Source organism: Bradyrhizobium sp. RD5-C2, assembly GCF_019972155.1.
In the GTDB taxonomy this organism is placed as follows: Bacteria; Pseudomonadota; Alphaproteobacteria; order Rhizobiales; family Xanthobacteraceae; genus Bradyrhizobium.
Genome location: NZ_BOVL01000021.1, coordinates 112,501 through 132,694, shown reverse-complemented (window position 1 = coordinate 132,694; position 20,194 = coordinate 112,501). Strand labels below are relative to the sequence as shown.

Below are 20,194 nucleotides of genomic sequence, written 5' to 3'. Positions count from 1 at the left end.
TATGGTTGAGTGGCGAGGTGGGAGGACCGTCGTCCATGCGCGCGTGCCGCGTGGCTGCTTGTGCATTGAAGGGTCTTCCTGGCCCGCTTCTGACCTATGACCTTGGGGTCGGCTCAAGCGGTTTATCGCCTGCCGCGCCGAAAAAGGCCTTGAGCCGGACCTAAGGTCACACCGTAGGGTACTGGCGAAAGGGCCTCCGTCGATGAACGAGCCGAGAGACAAAGCCGACAAGGACGTTTTGCTGACCGCGGCAGAGTGCGCCGCTCGCATCGGTCTCACGGTACGCGGACTTCGGCTCTATGAGAGCCGCGGCCTGATTTCGCCGCGCCGCACGGCGAAGCGTTGGCGGCTCTATGGAGCTGCGGAGATCAGCCGCCTGCACGAGATCCTCGCGCTAAAGCGAATGGGGCTCAGCCTGGCGCAAATCGCCAAGCTTCTCGAAGGCCGCGCGATCGATCTCGATCGGATCCTGGCCATGCAACAATCGTCGATCCTTCAACTGCGCAACCGCGCCGATGAGGGCCTTGCATTGGTGAATGTGGCGCGTTTGAAGCTTTCCGCCGGCGGATCGCTCTCGATCGCCGACCTCATTGCGCTGGCCAAAGAGACCAATATGGCCGAAGCATCCTTCGATGCCGTCGCTCAACGGCGCTACGAACAGGCCCGGCCCCGCGCTGCGATTCAAATCGATCCCGGCGTGATGGAGCGCTACGTCGGTCATTTTCGGTTTCAGACCGGCGGGCAGGTGGTGACGATCACACGCGATGGTGGTCATCTGTTCGCGAAGCCTCTCGGACAGTTCGCCTCGGAAATATATCCCGAAAGCGAGCACACGTTTTTTCTCAAGACCACGGCCGCGCAGATTACCTTCGTCGTCGAACTGGACGGAATCGCGAGCGCCCTGACGCTTCATCAAGGCGGGTTGACGCACGACGCGACCCGGATCGACGACCGGCAGGCCCGAGATGCGGCCACCGCGCTGGCAAAGAAGATAGATGGGAAGACGCCGTCGCCGGGAACCGAGGAGGCGATCCGCCACCTGATCATCCAGCACCAGCAAGGTGCCGTCGACTACGCCGGCATGAGCGACATCATGGCGGCGGTGGCCCGCGAGCAGGCTCCGGCGATCATCGCCGCGCTGGACCTCGCCGGGGGCATGCAAACGATTCGCTTCAAGGGCGTCGGACGAGACGGTTGGGATGTCTATGACGTCAGCTTCGCCAATGTCGACATGGAATGGCGGATCATTTTGGCATCCGACGGAAAGATCGATGGAGTGCTGCTTCGGTCGTTGCCTTGAGCAGAAGCGGAGAAGCGGCGCTGAAGCTGTTCGGCAGGAATCGGGTGCGACAAAATCAACCGGACGGGTAGCGCAGCAAAACCTGTCAGCCCTTCGACTCGGGCGGGCGATGACGCCGAGATGAAGTCCGCAATGTCGGTGCGTCGTATCGCGCGGGACCCATCCTCATCGTCGTCCCGGCGAAAGCCGGACCCATTACCCCAAGTGTCAGTTGTCGCGCGACGCTGGGGCTGCGTTCCCGTTCATAACCCAATGCGGTGGCAATGGGTCCTGGCTTTCGCCAGGACGACCAAGTGGAGAAATCGCGGGCCCCGACTACTTCTTCAAATTCGCATGCGGCCGGCCGAAGTCGGGCGCGGCCGAATCCTGGCCGATCTCGACGATGCCGCGGCGGATGGCGCGGGTGCGGGTGAAGTGGTCGAACAGCGCGTCGCCGTCGCCGCGCCGGATCGCGCGGGTGAGCTTCGACAGATCCTCGGTGAAGGTGCCGAGCATCTCGAGCACGGCGTCCTTGTTGGCGAGGAACACGTCGCGCCACATCGTCGGGTCCGACGCCGCGATGCGGGTGAAGTCGCGGAAGCCGCCGGCGGAGAACTTGATGACTTCGGATTCCGTCACCTGCGCCAACTCGTCGGCGGTGCCGACGATGGTGTAGGCGATCAGATGCGGCAGATGGCTGGTGATCGCGAGCACGAGATCATGATGATCCGGCGTCATGACCTCGACCTTGGCGCCGAGCGCGGCCCAGAACGCGCGCAGCCGGTCGGTCGCGGCGGGATCGGTGCCTTCGGGCGGCGTCAGGATGCACCAGCGGTTGATGAAGAGTTCGGCGAAGCCGGAATCGGGGCCTGAGTGTTCGGTGCCGGCCACCGGATGCGCCGGGACGAAATGCACGCCTTCAGGCAGATGCGGCGCCATGTCCTTGACGACGGCGCCCTTCACCGAGCCGACGTCGGAGATAACAGCGCCGGGCTTGAGATGGCCGGCGATCTCGGCCGCGACCGGGCCGCAGGCGCCGACCGGGATGCAGAGGATGACGAGATCGGCATCCTTCACCGCCTCGATATTGGTCTCGACGACGCGATCGACGATGCCGAGCTCGGCGACGCGGGCGCGCGTCTTCTCCGAGCGCGCGGTGGTCACGATCTCGCCGACCAGGCCTTGCGCGCGCGCGCCGCGCGCGATCGAGCCGCCGATCAGGCCGAAGCCGATCAGGGCGATGCGATTGAAGATCGGAGCCGTGGTCACGTCGGTGTTCACTTTCCGGCCAGGAAGTCGCGCAGGCCCTCGACCACGAGGCGGTTGGCTTCCTCGGTGCCAATGGTCATGCGCAGCGCATGCGGCAGCTTGTAATTGTTGAGCGCGCGCAGCACGAGGCCGCGCCGCGTGAGATAGGCGTCGGCTTCCGCCGCGGTCTTGCCCTTGTCGGCAGGGAAGTGGATCAGCACGAAATTGGCGACGCTCGGCGTCACCTTCAGCCCGAGCTTGCCGATCTCCTCGGTCAGCCAGTTGCGCCACTGTTCGGTGTGCGTCCGCGACATCTGCACATGCGCAGTGTCCTCGATCGCCGCCACCGCCGCCAGCATCGCGGGCGTCGTGACGTTGAACGGGCCGCGAATCCGGTTGCAGGCATCGACGATATGCGCCGGACCGAACATCCAGCCGACCCGCAGTGCGGCCAGGCCGTGGATCTTCGAGAAGGTGTGCGTCACCACCGTATTGTCCGTGGTCGCGACCAGCTCGATGCCGAGCTCGTAGTCGTTGCGCGAGACATAGTCGGCGTAAGCAGCGTCGAGCACCAGCAGCACATGCGGCGGGAGTTCGGCGCGCAGCCGCTTGACCTCGTCGAACGGGATGTAAGTGCCGGTCGGATTGTTCGGGTTGGCGAGCCAGACCAACTTGGTCTTCGGCGTCACCACCTTGAGGATGGCGTCGACGTCAGCCGTGAAATTGCTCTCGGCCGCAATCACGTTCCTGGCGCCGTTCGCCATGGTGGCAATGGGGTAGACCAGGAAGCCGTGGGTGGTCGAGATCGCCTCGTCGCCGGGGGCGAGATAGGTGTGCGCCAAGAGATTGAGGATCTCGTCGGAGCCGGCGCCGCAGATGATGCGATCGGGATCGAGCCCATAGGCGCGGCCGATCGCCTCGCGCAGCACGCGCGAGGTGCCCTCCGGATAGTCCTCGAGATGGTCAGCCGCGCCTTTGTAGGCCGCGATCGCCTTCGGAGACGGGCCGAACGGCGTCTCGTTGGCGGACAGCTTGAACACCTTGCGGCCCGGTTCCGGCACCGGGCTCTTGCCGGGCGTGTAGGGCGCAATATCGAGGATGCCGGGATTCGGCACGGGGCGGGACATCATCAACTCCGGATATACAGGCGGCTAGCTTCTGGCCGACCCGTTAGAGGGCACCGTATAGCGCGTTGCGTGGCTGCCGACGAGGGCCGAAGAGCGCACCGAGGCGCCGGCCTCGATCAGGGCGAGCTTGATCTTCTCGAAATCGTGGCCGGTGACCGAGACCAGCAGGGCCGCGCCGTCGAACGCGGTGTCGGGGACCGCGACGATCTCGGCGAGTGGCGCCAGCGCCCGAGCGACATCGGCATTCCAGCCGGAGACGCGCACGCTCCAGATCTGCACTTCGGTCACCATGGCGTCGTCGGCGACCCGCGAGATCAGGAACACCGGCAGCGCGGCGGGATGGTCGGCGCGTTCGAGGAACGGCAGCCGCGCGATGATCTTCGGCGCGCCATCGGCCTCGAGCGCATTCCACCACGGCGTGCGGCTCGCGATCGCGGAGACCAGCGCGAGGTCGCCCTTCGACTTCGTCACGGCCTCGACCGCTGCCTGGGCGCTGAAATGCGAGACGTAAGGCACTACGAAGCCGAAATGAAACCGCGCCGAGTCGCGCATCGCCGACTCGCCGACGGACACATCGGCATGCACGGCGAACGGCGCCTGCACGTAGGTGAAGGTCGAGATGATGACGCGCCAGATGCCCTCGATGGTGTCGAGCGGCAGGATGCCGCGATGGCGCCGCACCAGCTCGCGCATCATGCTGGCCTCGCGCGCCGGGCGGAACGCCGAGCCGACCTCCTGGGTCTTCTTGACCTGGATCAGGCGGTCGATGATGTCGCCGCGCGCCATCAGCAGGCGGTGAACCTGCTCGTCGATCGCATCGATCTCCTTGCGCAGCTCCTGCAGCGAGGGCGGCGACGGGGGTGGGTTGGACATGCTCTCAAACCTTGTCGTCCGGGCGGCCCGATGCCGCGCCAGACAGGGTCCCTGATTAGGAAAGACGGGCAGTGAAAGCAAAGAGAAACCTCGCGGTCCAGCCTTGCGCAAACGGTTAACTATGGCCTCCGGCAAGGGGACGTTCGCTGGCCGCCTTGACGACGGGGGGCCTGAGGACTAGGTTCGCTCCACTCCGTGGTCATTTGAGCCGGCCGGCTTGCAGCCACGTTAAACAACTCGCTAAACAGGCCGGGGACAGATCAGCTCCCGGCCGAACCTTGTTCAGGCCGGGTTTTTTTATGGCCTGATTTCTGTTCGAGCCTCCCGCGCGGGGGCAGGGTCGCCTAGATGAGCAACGTGCGTCCGATAACGAGCCCGCAAACCCAGAGCGATGATCGCGCCCATGAGACCGATCACCCGTCGTCATTGGTGGCGAAGTTCGGCATGGATCAGCCGCTGAAGCTGGATTGCGGCATCGATCTCGCGCCTTTCCAGATCGCCTATCAGACCTATGGCGAGCTTAATGCCGACAGATCCAACGCGATCCTGATCTGCCACGCGCTGACCGGCGATCAGCACGTCAACAACACCCATCCCGTCACCGGTAAGCCCGGCTGGTGGGACACCATGGTCGGCGCCGGCAAGCCGATCGATCCCGAACAATACTTCATCATCTGCTCCAACGTGATCGGCGGCTGCATGGGCTCGACCGGGCCGGCGTCGCTGAACACCGCGACCGGCAAGGTGTGGGGGCTCGATTTCCCGATCATCACGATCCCCGACATGGTGCGCGCGCAGGCGATGCTGATCGATCGCCTCGGCATCGCGACGCTGTTCTGCGTGGTCGGCGGCTCGATGGGCGGCATGCAGGTGCTGCAATGGACCGCGGCCTATCCCGAGCGCGTGTTCTCGACGCTCGCGATCGCCTGCTCGACGCGGCACTCGGCACAGAACATCGCGTTCCACGAACTCGGCCGCCAAGCCGTGATGGCCGATCCGGACTGGCGCGGCGGCCGCTATGTCGACGAGGACACCCATCCGCATCGCGGACTGGCGGTGGCGCGGATGGCCGCGCACATCACTTATCTCTCGGACGCCGCGCTGCACCGCAAGTTCGGGCGGCGGATGCAGGATCGCGAGCTGCCGACCTTCTCGTTCGATGCGGATTTCCAGGTCGAGAGCTATCTGCGCTACCAGGGCTCGTCCTTTGTCGAGCGCTTCGACGCCAACTCCTATCTCTATCTGACCCGCGCGATGGATTATTTCGACATCGCCGCCGATCACAACGGCGCGCTGGCGACTGCGTTCGCCGGCATCAAGACGCGGTTCTGCGTGGTGTCGTTCACCAGCGACTGGCTGTTTCCGACCTCGGAATCGCGCGCGCTGGTGCATGCGCTGAACGCGTCGAGCGCGCGGGTGTCGTTCGCCGAGATCGAGACCGATCGCGGCCATGACGCGTTCCTGCTCGACGTGCCGGAGTTCCTGGAGATCTCCCGCGCTTTCCTGCAGGCCGCAGGCAAGGCGCGCGGACTGAAAGACGGCGGCCAGTCATGAGCATGCAGCAAACCTTGCCCTTGCCGGGCGTTGCGCCGGAGCGGACTGGCGGCTATCGCAGGGATCATCTCCTGGTCGCCGAGATGGTGCGGCCGGGCTCGCGCGTGCTCGACGTCGGCTGCGGCGATGGCGAGCTGTTGCAGCTCTTGGAGAGCCGCGGCATCGACGGCCGCGGCATCGAGCTGTCCCGCGAGGGCGTCAATGGCTGCGTCGCCAAGGGCCTCGCGGTGGTGCAGGGCGATGCCGACACCGACCTCGTCAACTATCCCGATGATGCGTTCGACTATGTCATCTTGTCGCAGACCCTGCAGGCGACGCGCCAGCCCAAGGTGGTGCTGGAGAACCTGCTGCGGATCGGCCAGCGCGCCATCGTCTCGTTCCCGAATTTCGGGTTCTGGAAGATGCGCCTGCAGCTGCTGATCGGCGGCCACATGCCGCGCACCGAAAATCTGCCGGCGAGCTGGTACGACACCTCGAACATCCATTTCTGCACCATCAAGGACTTCGTGGAGCTCTGCGAGCAGATCAATGTCAAGATGGAGCGCGCGGTGGCGCTCGATCTCTACGGCCGTCCGGTGCCGCTCAACCTGCCCTGGTGGGTGTGGAACATGTTCGGCGAGCAGGGCGTGTTCCTGCTCAGTCGGGGTGGCAAGGCGAAGTAATCGATGCGTCGTTAATTACGATCGTCATTCCGGGGTTCGCGAAGCGAGAACCCCGAATCCATCGGGCCGCAGACTCCGTGGATGAATGGATTCCGGGCCCGATGCTGCGCATCGCCCTCAGGTGCGCAATTGCGCACCGGGGAATGACGGCCTCAAACCGCCGCAGCCACCAGCGACCGCGGATCGCGCACCGGCCAGCGGCCGGCTTCCACCAGCGCTATGAAGCGCTCCACCATCTCGTTGAACAGCGCCGGCTCCTCGAGGTTGAGCACATGGCCCGACTTCGGAAAGAAGGCGAGGCCGGCGGCCGGTAGATGCTGCTTCAGGAACATGCTCGGCGCGATGCAATTGTCGTCCTCGTCGCCGCACAGGATCAGCGCCGGCGTCGCCGCGCGCTTGATGGCGTCGGTCATGGTGTAGATCGAGGGCCTGCCGCCCTGGAAGCTGCGCATCGTGTTGGCCGAACCCTTGGCGTCGTGGCGGGCGAGCGCGGCGTAGAAGTCGGCGTGGCCGCGCGGGTCCTTGACCAGGAACGGAATCCGGCTCGGCGCCTCGCGCGTCACCTTGGCGACCTCGATCGAGCCGATCGCCTCGTACTGCTCGGCATTGGCGCGGCACTGCGCGCGGAAGGCATCGAGATTTTCGAGGCTGGAGCCGGAGCCGACGGCGGCCAGCGTCATCGACAGCGCGCGCTCCGGCGCGTTGAGCGCAACCTGCAGCGACGAATAGGAGCCCATCGAGAGCCCGATGAAGTGGGCCTTGGCGATGCCGAGGTGGTCGAGCACCGCGAGCGCGTCGGTGTAGAAGTGTGTGTAGGTGTAGACGTCGGCGTTCGCAGGTACGTCCGACGGGGTGTAGCCGCGCGCGGAATAAGCGATGCAGCGGTGTCCGCGCGAGAAGTAGCGCATCTGCGGTTCCCAATTGGTATGGTCCGCGGCGAATTCGTGCAGGAAGATGATCGGGGTGCCATTGCCTGCCTCTTCGAAGTGGAGGCGGACATTATCTTTCGTCAGGGCGTGGGGCATTTGAAATTCTCCTCTCGTTGGCCGGCCGCAGATTTGCAATTAATTTCCGCGGCTGCAATGCGGCAGTTCTGGCTATTTTCGTCATGGAATTTGCGCGGAATGACCCAGAAATCGTTTCCTGAGCGCCGCATGAAATCTTCCTCGCGCCACATCCCGATTTTCAAAACCACCGCCGCATTCCCCTTCGGAACGCGACTGGGAATCGGGGGGCGTTACAGAGGATCTCGTGAAGTATGGTTCAGTTGCTTGCGTATCGCCGGTCGCTTCGAGTTTTGGCGCTGGCTCTGTGTTCGCTCACGCTCGCCGTGATCTCCGCCGCTCCGGCGTCCGCCCGTCCGCACCATTCGCGTCACGCGCATTCGGCCCATGCCGGCCATCACGCGCGGCATTCCGCCCATCATCACCACCGGCACGCCGCGCGGCTGTCGCGTGCCGGGCGGCGCGCCCAGATGCAGGCGGGCGGCTTCGGCGAGGCCAATGCGGCCGTGATGCCCGGCGCTGAGGCCGCGTCCAACACCGATATGAATGCGACAGGTGGCTTCGGCTCATCCGGCATCGTCGACACGGCGCGCCGCTATCTCGGCGGCGGCAATCCGACCGGGCGCTCCAGCCTGTGGTGCGCACGCTTCATGAACATGGTGCTGCAGCAGACCGGCCATCGCGGCACCGGCTCCGACATGGCGAGCTCGTTCGCCAAATACGGCACGCGCGTTTCGGGGCCGCAGGTCGGCGCCATCGCCGTGATGGGCCGCCGTGGCGGCGGTCATGTCGGGATCATCACCGGCGTCGATGCCAAGGGCAATCCGATCATGATCTCGGGCAACAGCAGCCACCGCGTCCGCGAGACGCCGGTCTCGCGCGGCCGGATCTACGCCTATGTGATGCCGTCGAACTGAGCCGTCGAAGGTTGGCCAGGGGCGCACGCGCGCCTTGCCCAGCCTGCGACGCTACAGGCTATTCGGCGGCAATCGTGTCGCCGACGGCCGCGCCACCGTCGCTGATGATCTCGGCGTAGATGCCGCATTCGTTGTTGCCGAAGCGCTGCATCAGCGTGTTCGGAACCGAGAGGTCGCGCGCACCGGTATCGGGATCGACATTGACCGCAGCACAGCGCGTGATGCGCTTCACCACCTTGGCCCGCGCGCTGCCGATCGCAATGGTCTGGTCGAGCAGGCTGGCTTCATGCCAGGCCGGCCAACCCTCGACATAGAGGTTGGCGCGGAAGCGCAACGGATGCACCGGCGCGTGCACCATGTCCTCGATCGCCCGCAGGCTCGCCAGATTGATGATCGAGACCACCTTGCGCGGCACGTCGGAGAAACTGTGCCCGGGGCTGACCAGCACCTTGGGCGGCCCCTTGATCTGGCCGGCATGACGGTCAGTGAAATAGCGCTCGATCGCCGCGCGACCTGCTTCGGTCTCGAGATCGCCCTGGGCCACCATCGCGCCGTCCCGGCGCAACGTCAGCACATGGCTGTCATCGTCGAAATGGGCGCGCAGCGGCGCCAGCCACTCGTCCCGTTGCAGCATCAGGAAATGCGGCTTCGCCAGCCATTTCGGCGCCGACGGATCGAAACCGCTCGGGCCGTTCTCGATCGCGTAGCGGCGATCCGAGCGCAGCGTCTCGCCGATCTTGAGCTCGGCGCGGGGCAGCGGCTCGGGCGTCAGACCCTTGACGGGATAGCGATAGATGTCGGTGATCCGGGCGGCGGAGGTGTGCGTGCTGTCCATCCGCCCGCTCTAGCCTGTTTGTCGCGCGAGGAGAACCGCCGCCAATGCCAAGGCAGCTAGTCGGGCCGCGCTGCGCCCGGGGCGTCCAACACGCGCTGCATGAACACGAGTTCGAGCCAGCGACCGAACTTGCGCCCGACCTCCGGCATCCGCGCGACCTCGACAAAGCCGGCCTGCGCGTGCAGCCGGAGCGAAGCCGGATTGCCGCCGTCGATGCCGGCGATCATGACGTGCTTGCCGAGCGCGATGGCAGCGGCGATGAGCTCGTCGACGATGACGCGGCCGAGGCCGCGGCCGCGATGATCGGCGTGGATGTAGACGCTGTGCTCGACGCTGTAGCGGTAACCCGGGAAGGCGCGGAAATCGCCGAACGTGCCGTACCCGAGCACCACGGACCCTTCGGCGGCGACCAGCACCGGGTAGCCCAGCGCCAGCCGGGCCTTCATCCAAGCCAGCCGTTCAGCGTCGGAATCCTGCTTCTCGGTCCAGATCGCGTTCGAGTTGACGACCGCCTCATTGAAGATCGCGGTGATCGCGGGAATGTCCTGCTCGGTGGCGGGGCGGATAATCATGGTCGTTCCTCGACGGGCCTCTTGAATGCTCCCTACCGTCCACTATATAAGACATCATGTCAATTATAGAAGACAGTGCTGATGAGGCTCTCGGGCGGCGGGTTCGCGCCGAGCGGGAGGGCCGCGGCTGGTCGCTGGCGGAACTCGCCGGGCGGGCCGGCGTGTCCAAGGCCATGCTGAGCAAGATCGAGCGGGCGGAAGCCAGCCCGACGGCGGCGACGCTGTCGCGGATTGCCACGGCCTATGGCCTGACCATGGCGGCGCTGTTCGAGATTGCCTCACACAGTTCCCGCCTGCAGCGGGCCAAGGATCAGCCGGTCTGGCGCGATCCCAAGGCGGCCTATCTGCGGCGGCAGGTGTTCCTGCATCCGGCCAATCCGCTGGAGCTGGTGGAAGTCGAGCTGCCTGCCAGGCAGGAAGCCGGTTTCCCCGCCAGCGCGTATCACCTGGTCCGCCAGGTAGTGTGGGTGATCAGCGGCCGCCTCACCTTGATGGAGGGGGCGGAGCGCCATGAGCTGGCTGCGGGTGACCGCGTCGAGCTCGGGCCACCGTCGGACATCGTCTTCCGTAACGAAACTGCTCAGCCCTGCCGCTACCTTGTCGCCATCGTGCGGCGCTGAGCTCCATCGGGCGAAATCGCAGACTGTGGCTCTTCCGTTTCGGAACCAAGTGCCCACATCTGCGGCAAGCCTGAAAAATGATGGCGACGACCAGAGGCTGGTTGAGGAACGTCAACGCGGCCCGCGGAAAACCCAATGAAGATGCCGTTGTCATGCCTGAATGGGTGACGATGGCAGGCCGAGGGAAAACGAATGAACATTGAGAAGTACACCGAGCGCTCGCGCGGATTCATCCAGTCTGCCCAGTCGCTCGCCATGCGCGACGGTCACCAGCAGTTTTCGCCCTTGCATCTGTTGAAGGAGCTGCTGGACGACAATGAGGGGCTCGCCGGCGGTCTGATCGACCGTGCGGGCGGCAATTCCAGAGCGATCCTGAAAGCGACCGAAGAGGCGCTGAACAAGCTGCCGAAGGTTTCGGGCAATGGTGCCGGACAGGTCTACCTGTCGCCGGAGCTGGCGCGTGCCTTCGACGCGGCGGAAAAGGCCGCCGACAAGACCGGCGACAGCTATGTCACCGTCGAGCGGCTGCTGCTCGGGCTCACGCTCGAGAAGGGCAGCGAGGCGGCCTCCATCCTGAGCAAGGGCGGCGTCACGGCGCAGAACCTGAATTCGGCGATCGAAGCGCTGCGCAAGGGCCGCACCGCTGACAGCGCGACCGCCGAGAACGCCTACGACGCGCTGAAGAAATATTCCCGCGACCTGACCCAGGCTGCGCGGGACGGCAAGCTCGACCCGGTGATCGGCCGCGACGAGGAGATTCGCCGCACCATCCAGGTGCTGTCGCGGCGGACCAAGAACAATCCCGTCCTGATCGGCGAACCCGGCGTCGGCAAGACCGCGATCGTCGAGGGCCTGGCGCTGCGCATCCTCAATGGCGACGTGCCGGAGAGCCTGAAGGACAAGAAGCTGCTGTCGCTCGACATGGGCGCCTTGATCGCCGGCGCGAAATATCGCGGCGAGTTCGAGGAGCGGCTGAAGTCCGTCCTGCAGGAGGTCTCGTCCGCCGAGGGCGGCATCATCCTGTTCATCGACGAGATGCACACCCTGATCGGCGCCGGCAAGGCCGACGGCGCGATGGACGCGTCCAACCTCTTGAAGCCTGCGCTGGCGCGCGGTGAGCTGCACTGTATCGGTGCGACCACGCTCGACGAGTACCGCAAGCATGTCGAGAAGGATGCCGCGCTGGCCCGCCGGTTCCAGCCGATCTATGTCAGCGAGCCGACGGTCGAGGACACCATCTCGATCCTGCGCGGCCTGAAGGACAAGTACGAGCAGCATCACGGCGTGCGCATCACCGACTCCGCGTTGGTGGCCGCGACAACGCTGTCGAACCGCTACATCACCGACCGCTTCCTGCCCGACAAAGCCATCGATCTGATGGACGAGGCGGCGGCGCGGCTGAAGATGCAGGTCGATTCGAAGCCGGAAGAGCTCGATTCGCTGGATCGCGACATCATCCGGCTGAAGATCGAGCAGGAGGCGCTGAAGAAGGAGAGCGATGCCGGCTCGAAGAGCCGCTTGCAGACCCTGGAGAAGGAGCTCGCCGGGCTCGAGGAGAGGTCGGCTGCGCTGACGGCGCGCTGGAGCGCGGAGAAGAACAAGCTCTCCAACGCCCAGAAGCTGAAGAGCGAACTCGATGCGCTCCGCGTCGAGCTTGCCAATGCGCAGCGTCGCGGCGAATTCCAGAAGGCGGGCGAACTGGCCTATGGCCGAATCCCCGAGCTGGAAAGGAAGCTCGCCGACATCGAGGCGCAAGAAAGCAGCAAGCCGAACGGCGGCGAGATGATGGAGGAGGCGGTCACCGCCAACCACATCGCGCAGGTCGTCTCGCGCTGGACCGGCGTGCCGGTCGACAAGATGCTCGAGGGTGAAAAGGACAAGCTCCTGAAAATGGAGGACGCGCTCGCCAAGCGCGTCGTCGGCCAGGCCGAAGCGGTGCGCGCGGTGGCAACCGCCGTGCGCCGTGCCCGCGCAGGTCTGCAGGACCCGAACCGGCCGACCGGCTCGTTCATGTTCTTAGGCCCCACCGGCGTCGGCAAGACCGAGCTGACCAAGGCGCTCGCCGCTGACCTGTTCAACGACGAGACCGCGATGGTCCGCCTCGACATGTCCGAATACATGGAGAAGCACTCGGTCTCGCGGCTGATCGGCGCGCCTCCCGGCTATGTCGGCTACGACGAGGGTGGTGCACTGACCGAAGCCGTGCGGCGCCGGCCCTACCAGGTCGTGCTGTTCGACGAGATCGAGAAGGCGCATCCCGACGTCTTCAACGTGTTGTTGCAGGTGCTCGATGACGGCCGCCTGACCGATGGTCAGGGCCGCACCGTCGACTTCCGCAACACGCTGATCATCATGACCTCGAACCTCGGTTCGGAATTCCTGGTGAATCAGCCGGAAGGCGAGGACACCGCGGCGGTTCGCGATCAGGTGATGGGCGTCGTGCGGGCGCATTTCAGGCCGGAATTCCTGAACCGCATCGACGAGATCATCCTGTTCCACCGGCTGCAGCGGAACGAGATGGGCCGCATCGTCGAGATCCAGTTCGCGCGGCTGACCAAGCTGCTCGAGGATCGCAAGATCGAGCTCACGCTCGATCCGAAGGCGCGGAATTGGCTCGCGGAAAAGGGCTGGGATCCGGCCTACGGCGCCCGCCCGCTGAAGCGGGTGATCCAGCGCAGCGTGCAGGACCCGCTGGCCGAGATGATTCTCGCCGGCGAGGTCAAGGACGGCGATCGCGTGCTGATTTCGGAGAAGGGCAACGTGCTGACCTTCAACGGTCAGGTGCCCAACACCGCCGAGATCGTGCAGTTCGATGCCCCGGTATCGAAGCGCAAGCTGAACTGATACGCGTGCAAAAGCCCTCCCCGCGGTCGCGGGGAGGGCCTTGTCGTCCAGGCTATTCCTGCGGGACGATCGGTGGACTGAGCTGACCGGGCTCGTCGTCATCGGCGGGTTCGAGTTCGGACAGGATATCGACCAGCTCGCGGGCGCGGCCTGTGGCCAGCGGCCTGCCGGCGTTCATCAGCGGCTCGTCATTGGCAAGCCAGGCCTGGGCTTCGGCAAGTTCGGTGATCGTGGCGCCGGATGCGATGATCCTGGCGATCGTGACGTCGTCGGCATGGCCGACAGCCTTCAGCACGTCTTCGCGGGTGAGGCTGGTCATGCGCGCCTCCTGCGCAAGGTTTGCCCGACGGGACAAAGCCTGATCGGCGCGAATCGTTCCGTTTTTGAACTAGAGCGCCGTTCCGAATGAATCGGAACGGCGCTCTGGATTCTAGTTTTGATGCGTTTTCTTCACGCGAACCGGTATCCACTTCGCTCGAAAACGCTCTAGCGGTTGGTGGTGGAGCGCGTCTGCGACGTGGAGCTCGTTGCATCCGAGACAATGCGCGAGCTGCCGCGGCTGGACATCTGGGCTTCGATCCCGTCGCGCGCCTTCTCGAAATTGGCCAGCATCGGGCCTTCGAGTGAGCGGCCGCGCGGCAGTTTCACGCGCATCGGGTCGACGAATCGGCCGTTGACCAGGATTTCGTAGTGGACGTGCGGGCCGGTCGACTGGCCGGTCGAACCGACGAAGCCGATCACTTGGCCTTGCCGCACCTTCTTGCCGATCTCCATGCCCTTGGCGAAGGCCGACATGTGGCCGTAGGCCGTCTCATAGCCGTTCGAATGCTTCATGCGGATATATTTGCCGTACCCGCCCTCGTATCCGACCTTCTCGAGCACGCCATTGCCGGAAGCGAAGATCGGCGTGCCGTAGGCGGTGGCCCAGTCGACGCCGGTGTGCATCTTCACATAGCCGAGGATCGGGTGGCGGCGGCCGCCGAAGCCCGAACGCATGATCGCGTTGTTGACCGGCTTGCGCACCAGGAACTTCTTCGCGCTCTTGCCGGTCTCGTCATAGTAGTCGACGAGGCCATCGTCCGAGCTCTGGAATCGGTAGTATTTCTTGGTTTCGCCGCCCACGGTCAGCGCGGCGTAGAGCACTTCGGTCTTTTCGGTGCTGGCGACGCCCTCGTCCTCGCCGGCAAAGAACACGTCGAACGAGTCGCCGGGCTGGACCTTGCGCTGGAAATCGACGTCGTAGGAGTAGATCTTGACCATGTCTTCGATGACGGTCGGCGGCACCTTGTTGCGCAGCGCGGTCTCATAAATGCTCTGATAGAGCCGCACGCCGCTGCCATCATCCTCGTCATCGTCGCTGGAATTGTCGGCGGTGTCGGTCGTGGTGTTCATGCTCTGCACGTCGACGGCGACGTATTTGCCGAGATCGGACAGGGCGGCGACAGCTTCCACGATGGATTCGTTGGCGACGATGACGCGATAGGGCTGCAGCCGGGCGCCTGGCGCTGCCGGCGCCATCAGGATCCGCACCTTCTGGCCTTCCTTCAGCCCGCCGTCGCGGCCGCGCGGGCCTAGCGTTGCGGCAATCGCCTTCGCCTCGTCGGGCGTTGCGCCCTGATCGCGCAGGATCGAGGTGATGCTGTCGCCCTTCTTGACGAGGTGAACCCGTTCGCCGACCGGATTGCCGCCGGTGACCTGCTCTTTGGTCTTCGGCAGCAGGGTGACGTTCTCCGGCACCACGCGGGTCTCGAAGCCTGCATAGGGATCGGAGGTGTTGCCCTCGGTAGCGTAGGCCATCCGCATATCGGGGCCGGCGCCGGTGGCATCGGCTGCGGCATTGGCAAGTGAAGCGTAGCGCACCGAGCCGCCGGAGCCGCGCCAGTTGGCGGCGTCGCGCACTCGCATCAACACGTCGTCGAGCGCGACAACGGCGGCGAGCTTGGCTTTCGGCAGCACCGATCCGAGATCCTTGGTGACGAAAGAGACCTCGGCGTCGGGCTCGGCGGCGTCGGCCGCATTCGGATCCTCGGCCGCAGCCGGCGTGTCGGAGCCGACATCGGTCAACAGACGCTGCGCGTTGAATGCCGGAATCTTGGACGACAGATCGCTCGTGGTCATCGAGAGATTGCCGGAAATCCGGATGAAGGGCCGCACCCGCATCACGTCGCGATTGCCGACGCGGGTCACGGTCGACACGCGCACCAGGCTGCGGGAGGCGGAGGATTCGCTCGGCGGCGGCAGGCGGTCGCCTTTGTGCAGGCTGACGACGCGATCATTGCCCGTGAAGGCGCCGCGCAGCGCGCCTTCGACGCGCTCCGGCACCTTGGCGAAGGTCATCTCGCCATCGAGCGACGCAAAAACGGCGCCGCCGATCAGGGCCGCGCCACATAATCCGGTCAGAATGGTGCCGCTGAACCATTGTACGGAGACACGGCGGCGATCGATCACCGCAGCCTCGGTGCCGTCGACTGAAAGCGGCGGTTCGTGACCGAGATCAATCATCCCGGTCTCGCGCCCATTACCGCTTCCGCGTGACGCCCGTTGGCTCAACCCGATATCCCCCCAAATTCCGGCAACTGCGATCAACCTCTGCTCGTCCTCGTCCCCACCTCAATCCTCCGAAGAGGAATCTCGGCAGTGTGGCGAGCCACACGCATCGAAATCGAGAAGCCGATGGCCATTAGCTAGCCGCGATCTCGAACGTCAATGGTGTGCAGATCTCTCGATGTTGCTCGGCCGCGTAGGGAAGAGGCGACGGGTTCTTGGAGAAAATCGCCTGGTCCCCCTGAAAAACCACCCGTGCCCCCACAGGTTACGAGCGGTTCAATGCATGTCTTATAGCCAGAACGTCGCAGGATTGTGGCTCAAGTGCGGCGTTTGAGGTGGAAAAGCTTCCTGAAGCAGGTCGATGCCGCTGCCCGGTCTGGAGCGCCGGGGACCCCGTTCCCGGGGGGTTGGGGAACCCGTTCCGGAGGGCCTCTCGAGCTCGTCGGCGACAAACTTTTTTTGAAGTTTTTTGCAACGCGGGTTGGGTCGCGAATTTTTACCTCCGAGCTAAGCTACAGAAAATACGAGAACTTTTCTGCGCTGCACACACGATTTGGGCGTGCGACGATTTGTTGACAATGGTCGTTGACAATCCCGAGGGGTGGGGACTATAAACCAACCACTGAGCGCGGCGCCGCCGGGTCACTGACCAAGGCGAGCGAACGCGCCACTGATGCTCCTCACTTTGATGAGTGACACAGCAGCCGACATAAATCGGTTGAGGTTCACTGTTCGTCGCTGAAGGGTAGAACCACCCTCTAAGGGTGTGGGGTCATCGGATCCCGGGCTGTTTGACAAGTGAAGATGAAGAAAGAGAAACGTGGACGGCGGAGTCCTTGCGTCTCTCGGAATACTTGAAAGCTTCGGCTTTTGACTTTCTGAGAGTGGACGAAAGACTTCGGCGGTACACGTTTTAAAGGTTACACCATCGTTGCCAGCGATGTGAATCGTAGGCAGCTCGCAGACTTCGGTCGGCGAAGAATGGTGGGACCTCGTCAAAACGTTGTGATCAGCCGGTTCAAAGTTCAAGTCCAACTTGAGAGTTTGATCCTGGCTCAGAGCGAACGCTGGCGGCAGGCTTAACACATGCAAGTCGAGCGGGCATAGCAATATGTCAGCGGCAGACGGGTGAGTAACGCGTGGGAACGTACCTTTTGGTTCGGAACAACACAGGGAAACTTGTGCTAATACCGGATAAGCCCTTACGGGGAAAGATTTATCGCCGAAAGATCGGCCCGCGTCTGATTAGCTAGTTGGTGAGGTAATGGCTCACCAAGGCGACGATCAGTAGCTGGTCTGAGAGGATGATCAGCCACATTGGGACTGAGACACGGCCCAAACTCCTACGGGAGGCAGCAGTGGGGAATATTGGACAATGGGCGCAAGCCTGATCCAGCCATGCCGCGTGAGTGATGAAGGCCCTAGGGTTGTAAAGCTCTTTTGTGCGGGAAGATAATGACGGTACCGCAAGAATAAGCCCCGGCTAACTTCGTGCCAGCAGCCGCGGTAATACGAAGGGGGCTAGCGTTGCTCGGAATCACTGGGCGTAAAGGGTGCGTAGGCGGGTCTTTAAGTCAGGGGTGAAATCCTGGAGCTCAACTCCAGAACTGCCTTTGATACTGAAGATCTTGAGTTCGGGAGAGGTGAGTGGAACTGCGAGTGTAGAGGTGAAATTCGTAGATATTCGCAAGAACACCAGTGGCGAAGGCGGCTCACTGGCCCGATACTGACGCTGAGGCACGAAAGCGTGGGGAGCAAACAGGATTAGATACCCTGGTAGTCCACGCCGTAAACGATGAATGCCAGCCGTTAGTGGGTTTACTCACTAGTGGCGCAGCTAACGCTTTAAGCATTCCGCCTGGGGAGTACGGTCGCAAGATTAAAACTCAAAGGAATTGACGGGGGCCCGCACAAGCGGTGGAGCATGTGGTTTAATTCGACGCAACGCGCAGAACCTTACCAGCCCTTGACATCCCGGTCGCGGACTCCAGAGACGGAGTTCTTCAGTTCGGCTGGACCGGAGACAGGTGCTGCATGGCTGTCGTCAGCTCGTGTCGTGAGATGTTGGGTTAAGTCCCGCAACGAGCGCAACCCCCGTCCTTAGTTGCTACCATTTAGTTGAGCACTCTAAGGAGACTGCCGGTGATAAGCCGCGAGGAAGGTGGGGATGACGTCAAGTCCTCATGGCCCTTACGGGCTGGGCTACACACGTGCTACAATGGCGGTGACAATGGGATGCTAAGGGGCGACCCTTCGCAAATCTCAAAAAGCCGTCTCAGTTCGGATTGGGCTCTGCAACTCGAGCCCATGAAGTTGGAATCGCTAGTAATCGTGGATCAGCACGCCACGGTGAATACGTTCCCGGGCCTTGTACACACCGCCCGTCACACCATGGGAGTTGGTTTTACCTGAAGACGGTGCGCTAACCCGCAAGGGAGGCAGCCGGCCACGGTAGGGTCAGCGACTGGGGTGAAGTCGTAACAAGGTAGCCGTAGGGGAACCTGCGGCTGGATCACCTCCTTTCTAAGGATGGTTCTTCAGCGAGCTCACGCTCACTATCGAACCGTTTTAGAAACATTCAGGGGCCAACAGTTTCAGGATTGTTGAGCTCCATTGGCGGGATTTCGCCGTCTTCGTTTCTCTTTCTTCGCGGACGAACACGCGCCAGGGCTGAGCGCTGTGCGACGCACCGACGATAAGTCGGGTGCGCGCCGGCATGTCCCTCGTGTTAGGGGCTTGTAGCTCAGTTGGTTAGAGCGCGCGCTTGATAAGCGTGAGGTCGGAAGTTCAAGTCTTCCCAGGCCCACCATTTTGATCGAGTGCGGAGCATTCGTCTTCTGGTACGGGGCCATAGCTCAGCTGGGAGAGCGCGTGCTTTGCAAGCATGAGGTCGTCGGTTCGATCCCGTCTGGCTCCACCAGATGGAATTGAAGCTCGACAATGCACCTTGTGCAAGAAGCTCTGTTCAAATCGTCCGCGAAACATCACTTCGCACTCATTGGTCCGGATGGACGGTGACGTGCGTGTTTTCTGACATCGTAAAGAGGAGATCGATCCGAGTTTGGATCTGCGAAGCAATTCGCGGGTACCATTCCTAATCTCCAGATCGTTTTCGGCGCTCGCGAATCGCCATTCATCGCAAGATGAGTGAGGTGAGCGAGTTGTAAAACGATCTTTGTAGCGAAGCTTGACCGCCTCGCTATCGGGCCGATCTTACGAAGCAAGCTGGTCTTTCTAGTCAATGTCCGGCTGTGCAATCGCATTCATCGAGGATGCGCGCCTTAAGTGGCAGTTGTGCAGACAACATTCTGCCGAGTGTGTGGACATTGATAATGAGAGCAATCAAGTGCCTTAAGGGTGTTCGGTGGATGCCTTGGCGCTGAGAGGCGATGAAGGACGTGCTACGCTGCGATAAGCCGTGGGGAGCTGCGAAGAAGCTTTGATCCACGGATTTCCGAATGGGGAAACCCACCTTCGATAGCCGGAACTCCAAGACCTTGTGTTTTGGGGTTCGACCAGAAATGGAAGAAATCAGACCGCGAGGTTTTGGATTTCCGGTTATCAAGAGAAGGTATGAGACTTCCGAATAAAATAGGAGGTTTTAAGCAAACCCAGGGAACTGAAACATCTAAGTACCTGGAGGAAAGGACATCAATCGAGACTCCGTTAGTAGTGGCGAGCGAACGCGGACCAGGCCAGTGATACATCAAAGACAATCGGAACCAGTCAGGAAAGCTGGGCCTCAGAGGGTGATAGCCCCGTACGAGTAATGCGATGATGTATCCACGAGTAAGGCGGGACACGTGTAATCCTGTCTGAACACGGGGGGACCACCCTCCAAGCCTAAGTACTCCTCAGCGACCGATAGTGAACCAGTACCGTGAGGGAAAGGTGAAAAGCACCCCGACGAGGGGAGTGAAATAGACCTGAAACCGGACACCTACAAACAGACGGAGCCCAAGATACGTTCTGGGTGACGTCGTACCTTTTGTATTATGGGCCAGCGACTTAATTTAACGAGCAAGCTTAAGCCGATAGGCGAAGGCGCAGCGAAAGCGAGTCTGAATAGGGCGTCAAGTTCGTTGTATTAGACCCGAAACCTAGTGATCTAG

15 protein-coding genes, 2 tRNA genes, 2 rRNA genes and 1 riboswitch (1 of these 20 cut by a window edge) are annotated in these 20,194 nt (G+C 63.0%); of the genes, 10 read left to right on the top strand and 9 right to left on the bottom strand.

What is annotated here, in order from left to right:
• The first annotated feature begins 202 nt into the window (after positions 1–202).
• Positions 203–1,300 (top strand): MerR family transcriptional regulator, encoded by a 1,098-nt coding sequence (locus tag BraRD5C2_RS27900; RefSeq protein WP_223974191.1) that lies wholly within the window; start codon positions 203–205, stop codon positions 1,298–1,300.
• Between the two features lie 315 nt (positions 1,301–1,615).
• Here the strand turns inward: BraRD5C2_RS27900 and BraRD5C2_RS27895 are convergent, their stop codons facing one another.
• Genes BraRD5C2_RS27895 through BraRD5C2_RS27885 form a run of 3 tightly spaced genes read right to left on the bottom strand, consistent with a single transcriptional unit; the run spans position 1,616 to position 4,527 of the window.
• Positions 1,616–2,548, bottom strand: coding sequence for a prephenate/arogenate dehydrogenase family protein (locus tag BraRD5C2_RS27895; RefSeq protein ID WP_223974190.1), 933 nt, complete (start codon positions 2,546–2,548; stop codon positions 1,616–1,618).
• An 8-nt stretch (positions 2,549–2,556) separates the two neighbouring features.
• The gene (hisC, locus tag BraRD5C2_RS27890) at positions 2,557–3,654 is read right to left on the bottom strand and encodes a histidinol-phosphate transaminase (RefSeq protein ID WP_223974189.1); all 1,098 of its coding nucleotides are present in this window, start codon (positions 3,652–3,654) and stop codon (positions 2,557–2,559) included.
• A gap of 24 nt (positions 3,655–3,678) precedes the next feature.
• Positions 3,679–4,527, bottom strand: a complete 849-nt coding sequence (locus tag BraRD5C2_RS27885) for a chorismate mutase (RefSeq protein ID WP_223974188.1) — start codon at positions 4,525–4,527, stop codon at positions 3,679–3,681.
• Positions 4,528–4,712: 185 nt separating this feature from the next.
• Positions 4,713–4,792, top strand: a riboswitch (SAM riboswitch).
• Between the two features lie 83 nt (positions 4,793–4,875).
• Here BraRD5C2_RS27885 and metX point away from each other — a divergent pair.
• Entirely contained in the window at positions 4,876–6,081 is a 1,206-nt protein-coding gene (gene metX / locus BraRD5C2_RS27880) for a homoserine O-acetyltransferase MetX (RefSeq protein ID WP_223974187.1), read from the top strand.
• Positions 6,078–6,743: a methionine biosynthesis protein MetW gene (gene metW / locus BraRD5C2_RS27875; protein ID WP_223974186.1), complete on the top strand. Its 666-nt coding sequence runs from the start codon at positions 6,078–6,080 to the stop codon at positions 6,741–6,743. The genes metX and metW overlap by 4 nt, the downstream gene beginning before the upstream one ends.
• Before the next feature lie 152 nt (positions 6,744–6,895).
• Here metW and BraRD5C2_RS27870 read toward each other — a convergent pair whose 3' ends face one another.
• Entirely contained in the window at positions 6,896–7,768 is an 873-nt protein-coding gene (locus BraRD5C2_RS27870; protein WP_223974185.1) for an alpha/beta fold hydrolase, read from the bottom strand.
• Positions 7,753–7,938: a hypothetical protein gene (locus BraRD5C2_RS27865; protein ID WP_223974183.1), complete on the bottom strand. Its 186-nt coding sequence runs from the start codon at positions 7,936–7,938 to the stop codon at positions 7,753–7,755. Before BraRD5C2_RS27865 ends, BraRD5C2_RS27870 begins: the two co-directional genes overlap by 16 nt.
• Before the next feature lie 63 nt (positions 7,939–8,001).
• Here BraRD5C2_RS27865 and BraRD5C2_RS27860 point away from each other — a divergent pair, with 63 nt between their 5' ends.
• Positions 8,002–8,664, top strand: coding sequence for a TIGR02594 family protein (locus BraRD5C2_RS27860; protein ID WP_223974181.1), 663 nt, complete (start codon positions 8,002–8,004; stop codon positions 8,662–8,664).
• Between the two features lie 58 nt (positions 8,665–8,722).
• Here BraRD5C2_RS27860 and BraRD5C2_RS27855 read toward each other — a convergent pair whose 3' ends face one another.
• Positions 8,723–9,499, bottom strand: a complete 777-nt coding sequence (locus BraRD5C2_RS27855) for an MOSC domain-containing protein (RefSeq protein WP_223974179.1) — start codon at positions 9,497–9,499, stop codon at positions 8,723–8,725.
• A gap of 56 nt (positions 9,500–9,555) precedes the next feature.
• Positions 9,556–10,071 (bottom strand): GNAT family N-acetyltransferase, encoded by a 516-nt coding sequence (locus BraRD5C2_RS27850; protein WP_223974177.1) that lies wholly within the window; start codon positions 10,069–10,071, stop codon positions 9,556–9,558.
• 56 nt (positions 10,072–10,127) lie between these two features.
• On the opposite strand from BraRD5C2_RS27850, the gene BraRD5C2_RS27845 reads away from it, so the two are divergent.
• A complete protein-coding gene (locus BraRD5C2_RS27845) occupies positions 10,128–10,691 on the top strand; it encodes a helix-turn-helix domain-containing protein (RefSeq protein WP_223974175.1) in 564 nt (187 codons plus the stop codon).
• 192 nt (positions 10,692–10,883) lie between these two features.
• Positions 10,884–13,535, top strand: coding sequence for an ATP-dependent chaperone ClpB (clpB, locus tag BraRD5C2_RS27840; protein WP_223974173.1), 2,652 nt, complete (start codon positions 10,884–10,886; stop codon positions 13,533–13,535).
• Positions 13,536–13,587: 52 nt separating this feature from the next.
• On the opposite strand, the gene BraRD5C2_RS27835 is transcribed toward clpB, so the two are convergent.
• Together BraRD5C2_RS27835 and BraRD5C2_RS27830 are read right to left on the bottom strand one after the other, a co-directional pair.
• Positions 13,588–13,854 carry a hypothetical protein gene (locus BraRD5C2_RS27835; RefSeq protein ID WP_223974171.1) on the bottom strand — a complete coding sequence of 89 codons (267 nt, stop codon included), beginning with the start codon at positions 13,852–13,854 and terminating at the stop codon, positions 13,588–13,590.
• Positions 13,855–14,021: 167 nt separating this feature from the next.
• Entirely contained in the window at positions 14,022–16,085 is a 2,064-nt protein-coding gene (locus BraRD5C2_RS27830) for a M23 family metallopeptidase (RefSeq protein ID WP_223974170.1), read from the bottom strand.
• Positions 16,086–17,114: 1,029 nt separating this feature from the next.
• Here BraRD5C2_RS27830 and BraRD5C2_RS27825 point away from each other — a divergent pair.
• The 4 genes from BraRD5C2_RS27825 to BraRD5C2_RS27810 all read left to right on the top strand — a co-directional run.
• Positions 17,115–18,605, top strand: a 16S ribosomal RNA gene (locus tag BraRD5C2_RS27825).
• Between the two features lie 209 nt (positions 18,606–18,814).
• Positions 18,815–18,891: transfer RNA gene (locus BraRD5C2_RS27820), tRNA-Ile, on the top strand.
• A 35-nt stretch (positions 18,892–18,926) separates the two neighbouring features.
• A tRNA-Ala gene (locus BraRD5C2_RS27815) sits at positions 18,927–19,002 on the top strand.
• A 420-nt stretch (positions 19,003–19,422) separates the two neighbouring features.
• Positions 19,423–20,194: ribosomal RNA gene (locus tag BraRD5C2_RS27810) — 23S ribosomal RNA — on the top strand (it continues 2,074 nt past the right edge of the window).
• The 16S and 23S rRNA genes sit together here with 2 tRNA genes alongside, the layout of an rRNA operon.